This is a genomic window from Saccharopolyspora erythraea NRRL 2338 (assembly GCF_000062885.1).
In the GTDB taxonomy this organism is placed as follows: domain Bacteria; phylum Actinomycetota; class Actinomycetes; order Mycobacteriales; family Pseudonocardiaceae; genus Saccharopolyspora_D; species Saccharopolyspora_D erythraea.
Map to the genome: position 1 here is coordinate 1,126,333 of NC_009142.1, position 11,461 is coordinate 1,137,793.

The 11,461-nt window shown below is 72.4% G+C and carries 11 protein-coding genes and 2 pseudogenes; 5 read left to right on the forward strand and 8 right to left on the reverse strand.

The genetic code is table 11. The features are described 5' to 3' along the window. The first annotated feature begins 138 nt into the window (after window positions 1–138). A complete protein-coding gene (gene fdxA / locus SACE_RS04940) occupies window positions 139–459 on the forward strand; it encodes a ferredoxin (RefSeq protein ID WP_009949328.1) in 321 nt (106 codons plus the stop codon). Next, the gene (dapC, locus tag SACE_RS04945) at window positions 456–1,589 is read left to right on the forward strand and encodes a succinyldiaminopimelate transaminase (protein ID WP_009949326.1); all 1,134 of its coding nucleotides are present in this window, start codon (window positions 456–458) and stop codon (window positions 1,587–1,589) included. The genes fdxA and dapC overlap by 4 nt, the downstream gene beginning before the upstream one ends. Before the next feature lie 260 nt (window positions 1,590–1,849). Here the strand turns inward: dapC and SACE_RS04950 are convergent, their stop codons facing one another. From SACE_RS04950 to SACE_RS04970, 7 genes and pseudogenes are all read right to left on the reverse strand, one after another. Beyond that, window positions 1,850–2,779 carry a CHAD domain-containing protein gene (locus SACE_RS04950; protein ID WP_009949325.1) on the reverse strand — a complete coding sequence of 310 codons (930 nt, stop codon included), beginning with the start codon at window positions 2,777–2,779 and terminating at the stop codon, window positions 1,850–1,852. An 88-nt stretch (window positions 2,780–2,867) separates the two neighbouring features. Continuing rightward, a complete protein-coding gene (gene dapD, locus SACE_RS04955; RefSeq protein WP_009949324.1) occupies window positions 2,868–3,857 on the reverse strand; it encodes a 2,3,4,5-tetrahydropyridine-2,6-dicarboxylate N-succinyltransferase in 990 nt (329 codons plus the stop codon). A 185-nt stretch (window positions 3,858–4,042) separates the two neighbouring features. Continuing rightward, on the reverse strand, window positions 4,043–4,306 hold the full coding sequence (locus SACE_RS39015; protein ID WP_081468376.1) for an LppA family lipoprotein: 264 nt from the start codon (window positions 4,304–4,306) through the stop codon (window positions 4,043–4,045). A 43-nt stretch (window positions 4,307–4,349) separates the two neighbouring features. Then, window positions 4,350–4,613: pseudogene (locus SACE_RS40045) on the reverse strand (LppA family lipoprotein); the annotation flags it as partial. Then, window positions 4,589–5,101: an LppA family lipoprotein gene (locus SACE_RS04960; protein ID WP_021341957.1), complete on the reverse strand. Its 513-nt coding sequence runs from the start codon at window positions 5,099–5,101 to the stop codon at window positions 4,589–4,591. The pseudogene SACE_RS40045 and the gene SACE_RS04960, both read right to left, overlap by 25 nt. After that, window positions 5,101–6,801, reverse strand: coding sequence for an alpha/beta hydrolase (locus SACE_RS04965; protein ID WP_009949320.1), 1,701 nt, complete (start codon window positions 6,799–6,801; stop codon window positions 5,101–5,103). The genes SACE_RS04960 and SACE_RS04965 overlap by 1 nt, the downstream gene beginning before the upstream one ends. Beyond that, window positions 6,801–7,115 carry a hypothetical protein gene (locus tag SACE_RS04970; RefSeq protein WP_009949318.1) on the reverse strand — a complete coding sequence of 105 codons (315 nt, stop codon included), beginning with the start codon at window positions 7,113–7,115 and terminating at the stop codon, window positions 6,801–6,803. Before SACE_RS04970 ends, SACE_RS04965 begins: the two co-directional genes overlap by 1 nt. Window positions 7,116–7,195: 80 nt before the next feature. On the opposite strand from SACE_RS04970, the gene dapE reads away from it, so the two are divergent. Beyond that, window positions 7,196–8,281, forward strand: coding sequence for a succinyl-diaminopimelate desuccinylase (gene dapE / locus SACE_RS04975; RefSeq protein WP_009949317.1), 1,086 nt, complete (start codon window positions 7,196–7,198; stop codon window positions 8,279–8,281). A gap of 753 nt (window positions 8,282–9,034) precedes the next feature. On the opposite strand, the pseudogene SACE_RS37125 reads toward dapE, so the two are convergent. Next, window positions 9,035–9,856 (reverse strand): annotated as a pseudogene (locus tag SACE_RS37125) (slipin family protein); the annotation flags it as partial. 250 nt (window positions 9,857–10,106) lie between these two features. Here SACE_RS37125 and SACE_RS04985 point away from each other — a divergent pair. Beyond that, a complete protein-coding gene (locus SACE_RS04985) occupies window positions 10,107–10,892 on the forward strand; it encodes an LOG family protein (protein WP_009951440.1) in 786 nt (261 codons plus the stop codon). After that, complete coding sequence (locus SACE_RS04990) at window positions 10,889–11,440, forward strand: LOG family protein (RefSeq protein WP_009951439.1); 552 nt, start codon at window positions 10,889–10,891, stop codon at window positions 11,438–11,440. The genes SACE_RS04985 and SACE_RS04990 overlap by 4 nt, the downstream gene beginning before the upstream one ends. Window positions 11,441–11,461 lie beyond the last annotated feature (21 nt).

The following is an 11,461-nucleotide window of genomic DNA, read 5'->3' on the forward strand; positions in this document are numbered from 1 at the left end:
AGCGTTGTGCGGTGCCGCAACCCGCTCCACGTCGTGGGACCAGTTCCCCGGGCAACCCGGCTCGGGGGATACTGTCAGCAGCCGCGCCGGGAGATTCCTCGCGCGGGTAGGACAAACGCTTCAAGCAGGAGAGCAACCGTGACCTACGTGATCGCCGAGCCCTGCGTCGACGTGCTCGACAAGGCATGCATCGAGGAGTGCCCTGTCGACTGCATCTACGAGGGTGGGCGGATGCTCTACATCCACCCCGATGAGTGCGTCGACTGCGGTGCCTGCGAGCCGGTGTGCCCGGTGGAGGCCATCTACTACGAGGACGACGTCCCGGACGAGTGGGCCGCCTACACCAAGGCGAACGTGGACTTCTTCGACGAGCTCGGTTCGCCCGGCGGCGCGGCCAAGGTGGGCAAGGTCGACCGCGACGTGGAGCCGGTCAGCAGCCTTCCCCCGCAGGGCGAATGACATCGGGGACCGGCCCGGCCGGCCCGTCGGCCGGGCACCGCGGTCCGAGCCTTCCGGACTTCCCGTGGGACTCCCTCGCCGGCCAGAAGGCGCGGGCCCAGGCGCACCCGGACGGCATCGTCAACCTCTCGGTCGGCACACCGGTCGACCCGGTGCCCGCGCGCCTGCGCGAGGCGCTGGCGTCGGTCGCGGACCGTCCCGGGTACCCGGCCACGCACGGCACGCCGGAGCTGCGCGCCGCCGCCGTGGGGTCGCTGGAGCGGCGGTTCGGCATCCGCGGCGTGGACCCGGAAGCGGTGCTGCCGACCATCGGCTCGAAGGAGCTCGTCGCCTGGCTGCCGATGCTGCTGGGCGTCGGTGAGGGCGACGTCGTCGCGATCCCCGAGCTGGCGTACCCGACCTACGAGGTCGGCGCGAAGCTGGCGGGCGCGACCGTCGTGCGGCTCGGACCCGACGACCCGCCGCCGCCGGGAACGGCGCTGCTGTGGCTGAACTCGCCGTCCAACCCGACCGGACGGGTGCTGGACGCCGACCGGCTGCGCGCCTCGGTGCGCGCGGCGCGCGAGCTGGGCGCGGTGGTGGCCTCCGACGAGTGCTACCTGTCACTGGGCTGGGACGCCGAGCCCGTGTCGGTGCTGCACCCCTCGGTGACCGAGGACTTCACCGGGTTGCTCGCGGTGCACTCGCTGTCGAAGTCGTCGAACCTCGCCGGCTACCGGGCCGGCTTCGTCACCGGTGACCCGGCGCTGGTCAAGCGGCTCCTGGAGCTGCGCAAGCACGCGGGCATGATCGTGCCGAGGCCGGTGCAGGAGGCCGTGACCGCCGCCCTCGACGACGACGAGCACGTGCGCGTGCAGCGCGAGCTGTACGCGGCGCGGCGAGCGGTGCTGCGACCCGCGCTGGAGGCCGCGGGCTTCACAGTCGAGCACTCCGAAGCGGGCCTGTACCTGTGGGCCACGCGCGGCGAGCCCGCGTTGGAAACCGTGGACTGGCTTGCCGAGCGGGGCATCCTGGTCGCCCCGGGCACGTTCTACGGACCCTCCGGTCAGCGGCACGTGCGGATCGCGCTCACCGAATCCGACGAGCGCATCGACGCCGCCGCGAAGCGGCTGGGGTCCGCCGCCGCGTAGCGGCTGGGGTCCGCCGCCGCGTAGCGGCTGGGGTCCGCCGCCGCGTAGCGGCGGCAACATGGCCTTTCGCAGTCGCAGGCGTAGCCACGTCCCAAACCCAGAGCAGCGGAGCTGCGGCAACACCTCTCCGGCCTTTCGTGGTCACAGTCGCACCCACGGCTTAAACCCGAGAGCTGCGAAGCTGCGGAGTCCGCCGCTTAGCGGCGGCAACATGTCTCTGGCGTTTCGTGGTCGCCGTCGCTGGCGCGGCGGTGCCGCCGCTACGCGGCGTTGCTGAGGTCCTGCCATGCCGCCGGCCATTCGGCGCGGCGGTCGCGGCGCCGGGCCTCCTCGCGCTCGACGAGCCGTCCGGCCACGAAGGCGACGGTGCCGTCCGCGCCGTCGCCGAGCGCGCGCAGGAGGTCGCGCAGCCGCTGACCGGCGACGCACGCGTCCTGGTGTTCGCCGAGCACGTCCTGGAACCGCTTCGCGGCTTTCAGCAGCGGTTTGACGTCGAGCGCGGACTCGGCCAGCTCGGCGGTGTAGCGCAGGCGCTTGCCGCGGATGCGCAGCGCGTGCAGCTCCTCGTCGGAGGGGTCGTCGCCGAGCTTGCCCACCGCCTTGCGCAGCTTCCGGTACTCCTTGTCGACCAGCCGCCGCAGCTCGTCCGGTCCGTCCAGATCAGACCCGGGGAGTTCGCTGCGCACCGCCGCGGCCAGCGACTGCACCAGCGTCATGTACCGGTCGCTGTCCAGCGCCGCGAGCAGCTCGAAGCGGGCCTCGCCGTGCTCGACCTCCAGCCCGGAGAGCAGCCGGGCCGCCGCGGCGCGCTCCTCGGCGTCGAGGTCCGCGGTCTCCTGGCGCAGCCGGTCGATCAGCACGTCGAGGTCGCGGACCGGTCCCAGCGCGCGGCCGAGCCAGCCCAGCTCCGCGCGCAGCGGCTCCGACCAGTCCTGGTCCAGGAAGGGGCGGCCGGACCTGAGCATCGCCCGCATCCGCCGCACCGAGACCCGCATCTGGTGCAGCTCCTCGGGGTCCTCGCCCAGCCTCGTGCCGGGGTCGTGGCGGACCATCGCGCGCAACCGGACGTCCAGCCCGGCGCGGACGTGCTCTCTGACGGGTGCGTCGCGACCAGCGGTGATGGGCTCGTCGAGGCCGATCGCGCCCGCGACGTCCCTGCTCTGCCACACCTGCTGCCCGGCGGAAACCATTCCCGATTATAGGAACGGCGGGCGGGTCGTTCGCCTGGTTCTTCCAGGCGAAGCCGACCCGCCCGCCGTCGCAGCGGTGCTATGGCGCTCAGTCGTTGGCGTGCAGGGCGGCGTTCAGCTCGACCTTGCCGCCGGTGCGCGGCGCGACCTCGACCGCGCCGGTGCTGGAGTTGCGGCGGAACAGCAGCCCGGTCGAACCCGACAGCTCGCGGGCCTTGGTGATCGTGCCGTCCGGCAGCGTGACCTTGGTGCCCGCCGTGACGTAGAGGCCGGCCTCCACCACGCAGTCGTCGCCGAGGGAGATGCCCGCGCCGCCGTTGGCGCCGATCAGGCAGCGCTCGCCGACGGAGATGACCTCCTTGCCGCCACCGGACAGCGTGCCCATGATCGAGGCGCCGCCGCCGAGGTCGGAGCCGTCGCCCATCACCACGCCGGCCGAGATGCGGCCCTCGACCATGGAGGCGCCCAGCGTGCCGGCGTTGAAGTTGACGAAGCCCTCGTGCATCACGGTCGTGCCGCTGGCCAGGTGGGCGCCGAGGCGCACCCGGTCGGCGTCGCCGATGCGCACGCCCGACGGCGCCACGTAGTCGACCATGCGCGGGAACTTGTCGATGCTGTAGACGGTGACCGGTCCGCGGGCGCGCAGCCGCAGGCGGGTCGCCTCGAAGCCTTCCACCGGGCACGGGCCGTGGTTGGTCCACACGACGTTGGACAGCAGGCCGAACATGCCGTCGAGGTTCTGGCCGTGCGGGCGCACCAGCCGGTGCGACAGCAGGTGCAGGCGCAGGTAGAGGTCGTGCGCGTCGGCGGGCTCGTCGGACAGCCGGGAGATCTCGGTGCGCACCGCCACGACGTCGACGCCCCGGGCGTCGTCGCGACCGACCAGCGCAGCGCCGGCCTCGCCGAGCGACTGCGCGGCCTCCTCGGCGGACAGGCGCCGGGTGCCCGACTCCCCGGGCTCGCCGAGCCGGACGGTGGGGAACCAGGTGTCCAGCACGGTGCCGTCATCGGTGATGGTGGCCAGGCCGACGCCGTGGGCTCCGGTGGTCTGCGGGTCGGGAGTGAGTGCACTGCTCATGGCTGAAAACCGTAATCGGCGCTGGTGACCACTGCTAGCAAGGGTCGCGCGAAGACCGGCCGCAGGCGCCTCGCCGAGCCTCCGGTCGGGGCTTCACCCGGGGCTCTCACCTGCTGTTTTCCGTGGCGTCCCGGGTGGGTCGGCGGCCCCGGGGCGGGCAGTCGGCGGCAGCGGTGTAGGCGGCATCACAGGTCCGCGGCCGACTGCCGGGTGCGTCGGCCCAGGCTGCCCTGCGGCAGGTGGCACCCGGTGCTGAGGCTGAGGATGGTGTTGCTCGCCGTCCTGAACCGGTAGACCGCCCCGAACCCGTCGGTGGCCTCGATCTCGTGGTCGCCGGGACGGTCCACGACCGGCCTGGCGCCCCGAACCCGTAACCGGCGGTGAACCTCGGCAGCGACCCGGACTGCCTCCGGCCAGCCTCGTCGGGGATGTTCGCCTCGCGGGTCCACCGGTCGAGGGTCCGGCTCTCGGCCTCGGTGACGCCGGGGACTCCGCGCAACCGGCCCGGCTCGCCTCCCCGTCGTTCACCCACGAGGACACGCCGAGCTCCGCGGCCCGCCGGTCGCGCAGCTCCTGCTGCATCCGGTCGTAGCGGTCGCCGACCTCCTCGATGGAGGGGCGTTGCCGCAGCGCGGCACCGTCATCGGGCGCGCTCGCACACCCGGCGGCCAGCAGTGCGGTGAGGATCAGCGCTGCCGAAATGCCTGCCGTCGAACGCGCGTCGAGGGGGTTTATCCGCCCTGTGGCAGGTGGCAGCCGGTGCTGACGGTCAGAAGGGTGTTCTTCGCGGTGCCGAACAGGTAGCTGGCGCCGTACTGGTCGGTGGCGGTGATCTCGTGGTCACCGGCGCGGTCGACGACGACCTCCACGGCACCGAAGCCGTACTGGGCGGTCACCTCGGCGACGATCTCGACCGCCCGCGGCCAGTCGGCGTCGGGGAGATTGCCGGCCGAGCGCCACGACTCCAGCACGCGGGTCTCGCCGCCGAGGTTGGGGAAGTCCGCGCAGCCCGCGCTGCTCATCGGCTCGCGCGGGGTCCAGTTCAGCGACCCGATCTCGGCGGACAGCCGCTCCCGGACCGCGCGCTGCATCTCGTCGTAGCGGGCGCTCGCCTCCTCGATGCTCGGCCGCTGCTGGAGGGTCGCGCGCTGGTCTTCCACATCTCCCCCGGGGGTCGTGCCCGGCCGGCCCGCGCATCCCGCGGCGAGCACGGCGCAAAGCGTGAACAGAACTAGCTTCTTCATCAGAACAGGTCCCGGATCTTCGAGGGTGCCCACGAGATGTAGTCACCGACGCCTCGGCCCTCGCCGCGCACAGTGCGGTCGGGCAGGCCGGCGACCACGGCGGCCATGTTGTGCTGGCTGGTGCTGTCGTCGGCGACGTAACCGTTGTGCCCCGTGGACTCGCTGAGCTTCTGCCGGCCATCGGGTTCGGTGGACTCCTTGGCGGAGAGGTCCTGGACGCCCTCCATGTGCGTGGGGTCTCCGCCGAACCGGCCGAAGTCGGCGACCGGGTCGTTGCGCGCCTCGATCCGGTAGGTGTGCCCCTCGGGCACGTGGAGGTCCTCGACGTCGTCGGTGCCGACACCTGGCGAGCCGAAGACGATCGCGTCGTCCACGCCGTGGCCGCCGCCCTGCAACGCGTATCCGGTCGTGGTCGAACCGTAGGAGTGCCCGAGCGCGGTCAGGTGCGGGTCGGTGTCGCGGGAGGCGTTGATGCCCTTGAAGAACTCGTTCAGCTTCGCGCCGCCGTTCTCAGCGGCGTCGGACCGGGTCACCGAGTTCTCGTGCCACGGCGCGTGCTCGTGGTCCTGCGGTGTTTCGTAGCCGATCCAGCTGATCGCGGCGACCTGGCCGCCCTCGCCGTGGCGGTCGCTCTCGTGCTGGGACTGCGCGCGGAGCTGGTTCATCTGGTGGTCGAGACCCTCGAGGGTGCCGTTCACCGTGCTGTTGAGCCCCGGCGTGAACACCGAGACGTGGTCGGCGGTGTCCACGTCGCCGACCGCCACCGCGGCCTTGAGGCGCTCTCCGCTGGAGTCCAGCACCAGCAGCTGCCTGGACGGCTGCCGTTCCAAGGTCTTCTCGACGGCGCCGATCGACTCGATCTTGTGCGTGACCTCCTCGAGCCGCTTGCGCTCGTCGTCGGAGACACCGCCCCGTTCGATCTCGGCCTTCTCGGCGTTGAGCGCTTCGCGCTCGTCGTCGATGCGGTTGCGGTTGGCCACGTCGCGGACCTGGGCGGGGATGCCGTCGCGGTTGCCGAGCCAGGCGGGCGGGGCCTTGCGCAGGGCCTCCTGCTCCTCCGGTGACAACGACTTCCACCACTTGGCGTTCTCCTCCGGAGTGCCGTTCCGCGGGGCGTCGATGGTCGCGGCCAGGCCGCGGGAGTCGCCGGTCGCGGCGTCGTCGGCGAGCGAGCCGCCGCGGCCGGGGTCCATGAGGTTCCTGTCGGCGTCGGCGAGGACCTTCGCCAGCTCGTCGTCCGCCCGGTTGGCGCGTTGGAGGACCGTGCGGATGTTCTCCACGATCTGGTCGCGGATGCGGATGCGCTCCTGCTTGACCTGTTCGACCTGGTCCTCGGGCACGTCGTCGGGCGGTGCGACGTCGCGGACGCCGCCCTCGGCGGTGATCTCGAAGCCGTGGCCCTCGGCCAGGTCGTCGGACTCGCGGAGCAACCGGCGGATCGCCTCCACCTCGTCCGTGGTTTCCGCGACCGCGCGGCGGACCCCCGCCACCTCGACCACCAGCTCACGCATCACCCGCGTCAGTCCCGCGTGGCTCTGCGCCGCGGCGTCGGCGGCCTGGCCGCGCCACCCCTCGGGCCGCGCGGAGCCCTCGAGCTCGTCGTCGAGGCCGACCAGCCGGTCCTTGTGCTTGCCGAGGGCGGCGAAGACCTTCTCCAGCGCGTCCGGCTCCCACCTGCGGACGTCGGAAAGCGACACCATCAGCCGGCCTGCTCCTTCATGTCCGCGGCGATGCGGCCGAAGGCGTCGGCACCGGCCTGCTCGTTGCGTCCGTACTCCGCGGCGGCCGAGTCCAGGGCCGCGCCGTGGTCGCCCGCGCCGCGGCTCCACGCCCGGATGGTCTCGCTCCAGCTCCGCGACACGCGGTCCGCGGCCTGCGCGGACCGGCCGCCGGGCAGCGCGGCGGCCAGGTCGGTCGCGGCGGAGCCGAGGTCGGTCCCGGCGGCCTGGTCACCGGCGGACTTCGCCTTCGCGGCGGCCTGGCGAAGGGTCTGCGTGGCGGCTTCGTAGCTCACTGCCCACCTCCGGCGGGCAGGCTATCCCGATCAAGTGGCTCGGGAGGGGCGATTCGGTGAATACGGGTAGCCTGCCCGACGTGACCGCCGAGCTGAACCTCACCGCAGATCCCGTCGAGCTCACCGCCGCCCTGGTGGACATCCCGAGCGTCTCGGGCGACGAGAAGCTCATCGCCGACGCCGTCGAGCACGCGCTTCGCGAGCAGGCACCGCACCTGGAGGTCATCCGCAACGGCGAGGCCGTGCTGGCCAGGACGAACCTCGGCCGCGGCTCCCGGGTGGTGCTCGCCGGTCACCTGGACACCGTGCCGGTCAACGACAACCTGCCGTCGCACCGCAGCGGCTCGGGCGACGACGAGCTGCTCCACGGCTGCGGCACCACCGACATGAAGGGCGGCGACGCGGTGATGCTCGGCATCGCCGCCGGGCTCACCGACCCGCGCCACGACCTGACCTTCCTGTTCTACGACTGCGAGGAGGTCGAGGCCGAGCGCAACGGCCTGAACCGCATCGAGCGGGAGCTGCCGGAATGGCTCGACGGCGACCTCGCGGTGGTCCTGGAGCCGTCGAACGCGGCGATCGAGGCCGGGTGCCAGGGCACGCTGCGGGTCGAGGTCCGCACCGAGGGCGCGCGGGCGCACACGGCGCGGGCGTGGATGGGCGAGAACGCCATCCACGCGGCGCAGCCGATCCTCAAGCGCCTCGTCGACTACACGCCGAGGCAGCCCACGATCGACGGCCTGCACTTCCACGAGGGGCTGCAGGCGGTGCGGATCGCCGGTGGCGTCGCGGGCAACGTCGTCCCGGACAGCTGCGTGGTGACGGTGAACCACCGCTTCGCCCCGGACCGCTCCCTGGCCGAGGCGGAGGCGCACGTGCGGGAGGTCTTCGACGGCTTCGAGGTGACCCTGACCGACGGGTCGCAGGGCGCGCTGCCGGGGCTCACGGCCCCCGCGGCGGCGGAACTGGTCGCGGCGTCCGGTCAGGCGCCGGTGGCGAAGCTGGGGTGGACCGACGTCGCGCGGTTCGCAGCGCGCGGGCTGCCCGCGGTGAACTTCGGCCCTGGCTCCCCGACGCTGGCCCACACGCAGCAGGAACACGTGCCTGTGTCGCAGATCCGCCACTGCGCCCAGGCCCTGCGCCGCTTCCTCAGCCAGGAGGGCTGACTCAGCCAGGAGGGCTGAGGTCCCGGGGTTCTCTCCCGCTCGCCGGACGAGGTGGGCGGGCGCGCTTCGGTTGCGGCGGTGGCTACCGACACGCGGAGGTGAGCGTGGTCGGGTGCGTGTGTCGGTGGGGCGGCGGTCGTTGGGATCGGCCGACATGCCGAGGCGAGCGTGGTCGGGTGCGGTGTTGTCGCGGACCGAGACGCCGAGAAGCTTGTAGTCCGATGTGCGTGCGGTTCGTGCGCGTGTGGGGACACCGACTCGCGCCCTGGTCAGGGTGCTGGGGCTGTCCGACTCGCCGAGGCGAGCGTGGTCGGATGCGCGTGTCGGTATCGCCGCCGCCGCGTCGGTCGCTGGGCGAGAGCCGGGTCAGTCGGCGCCGGTCGTGGTCCAGGACTGGCCGAGGGGTCGGTGCGAATCAGGCCTGAAGTCCGAGAAGCCGGGTTCTTCGTCGTCCGGTACCTGCCGGGGCTGAGGCGTCTCGGCATTGCCGGGTTCGCCGGCCATACGTGAACGCCGCCCGGGTTCGTCATCCGCTGGGTCGGCCTGCCGCACCAGGTCCTCGTCCTGCTCCTGAGCCTCCTCCTGCGCCAGTTGCTCCCCGCGTGCCGGGGCCTCCCCGGGCGCCGGGGCTGCCGCCCCGAGCTCCTCCTGCCGCCCGCCGGCCTCCAGGCGCTCCGCGCCCGCCGGCCGCTCCGCGTCGGCCGGCCCGGCGCCCGCCAGGCGCTCCGCGCCCGTCGGCCAGGCCGGCTCCGCCGGCCGGTCCGGCTCCGGGCGCCGCGGCTCCGGCGCCGCCGAAGGCTGCGCGGCCTCGCCACCGCCCTGATCCGACTTGACCTTCTCGACGAACCGCAGCAGCTCGACCGGGAAGGGCAGCACGAGCGTGGAGTTCTTCTCCGCCGCCACCTCGACGACCGTTTCCAGCAGCCGGAGTTGCAGCGCCGCCGGGGTGTCGGCCATGACGGTCGCGGCGTCGGCGAGGCGCTGCGACGCCTGGTACTCGCCGTCGGCGGCGATGACCCGGGAGCGCCGTTCCCGCTCGGCCTCGGCCTGGCGGGCGATCGAGCGCTTCATCGACTCCGGCAGCGAGACGTCCTTGATCTCCACCCGGTCGATGTGCACGCCCCAGCCCAGCGCCGGGTTGTCGATCATCAGCTCCAGCCCCTGGTTGAGCCGCTCCCGGTTGGACAGCAGGTCGTCGAGGTCGCTCTTGCCGATGATCGAGCGCAGCGACGTCTGCGCGACCTGACCGACCGCGAACAGGTAGTCCTCGACGTTGACGATGGCGCGCGCGGCGTCCTCCACCTTGAAGTAGACGACGGCGTCGACCCGCACGGTCACGTTGTCGCGGGTGATGCCCTCCTGCGCCGGGACCGGCATGGTGACGATCTGGAGGTTGACCTTCCGGAGCCGGTCCACCGCCGGGACGATCGTGGTAAGGCCCGGCCCGCGGGTGTGCTCCTGCAGCCGGCCGAACCGGAACACCACGCCGCGCTCGTACTGCTTGACGACCTTCACCGCGGACGCCACGTAGACAACGACGAGCACGAGTGCTACGAGCAACCCCTCGATGATCATGGCAGGCTCCCCGGGCTCGATTCGCGGTCGTGCCCGGCGATCCGTCCCGTCCCCGCGTGAACCGCCATGATCGCCCGTGTCGGCGACGGATCGCCGAATTCACTCGATCTACCCCTCGTATCGTACGCCGCGCACGCACCGCCGCGAAGCTCTTGAACAGCGGAATCGTCGGCTCGGCGAGACCGGCGCGGCACGCCCGTGACACTGATGGCTCACCCGCCGTTCGCCGCGGATGCTTACTCTCGATCGCATGACGATTGAGGGCCCCTGGGGCACGCCGAACGGTGCCGAGCACCCGCAGGAGAAGCAACGCGGACCGGTGGTCCTGCGCCGGTCGAGGCTGGCCGAGCCCACCACGACCGACCAGCGCCTGCTCGACTCGCGCGGCCCGTCGGACTGGGTGCACACCGATCCGTGGCGGGTGCTGCGGATCCAAGCGGAGTTCGTCGAGGGCTTCGGCGCGCTGGCCGAGGTGCCGCGGGCGGTGACCGTCTTCGGGTCGGCCAGGACCCCGCGGGAGCACCCCGAGTACGCCGCGGGGATGGAGCTGGGCGCGGCGCTGGCCGCCATCGGCTGCGCGGTGATCACCGGGGGCGGCCCCGGCACGATGGAGGCGGTCAACCGGGGCGCCTCGGAGGCGGGCGGCCTCTCGATCGGGCTCGGCATCGAGCTGCCCTTCGAGCAGGGGCTCAACCCGTGGGTCGACCTCGGCGTCAACTTCCGCTACTTCTTCGCGCGCAAGACGATGTTCATCAAGTACGCGCAGGCGTTCATCTGCCTGCCCGGTGGCTTCGGCACGATGGACGAGCTGTTCGAGTCGCTGACGCTGGTGCAGACCAAGAAGGTCACCAAGTTCCCGGTGGTGCTCTTCGGCAAGTCCTACTGGCAGGGCCTGTACGACTGGGTGCGCGACAGCATGCTCGCCACCGGCAAGATCGGCGAGAAGGAAATGGGCTTGTTGCACCTGACCGACGACATCGATGATGCCGTGAGCATCGTCGAGGAGGCGTACCAGGCTTGGGAGGCCACGCATTGAACGAGGAGCCGGCAACCGCGGCGGTCTGCGTCTACTGCGCGTCCCGCCCGGTCCCGCAGCAGTACCTCGACCTGGCCGCCGACGTCGGCACCGGCATCGCCAAGCGCGGCTGGTCGCTGGTCTCCGGCGGCGGCCGGGTGTCCATGATGGGCGAGGTGACGCGCGCTGCCCGGGCGGGCGGCGCGCGGACCGTCGGCGTGATCCCGCGTGCGCTGGTCGACCTGGAGGTCGCCGACAGCGACTCCGACGAGCTGCTGGTCGTCGACACCATGCGCGAGCGCAAGGGCCTTATGGACGCGCACGCCAGCGCGTTCATGGCCCTGCCGGGCGGTATCGGCACGTGCGAGGAGCTGTTCGAGGTGTGGACCTCGCGCTACCTCGGCATGCACGCCAAGCCGGTGGTGCTGCTGGACCCGGACGGCCACTACCGCGGGCTGCTTGACTGGCTGCGCGGCATGGTCGACAGCGGTTTCGCGAGCAGCAGCTCGCTGGAGGCGCTGAGCGTCGTCACCGACGTGGAGGCCGCGCTCGACGCCTGCGCGCCGTGAACGCTCCCGGGCCACGCGGGC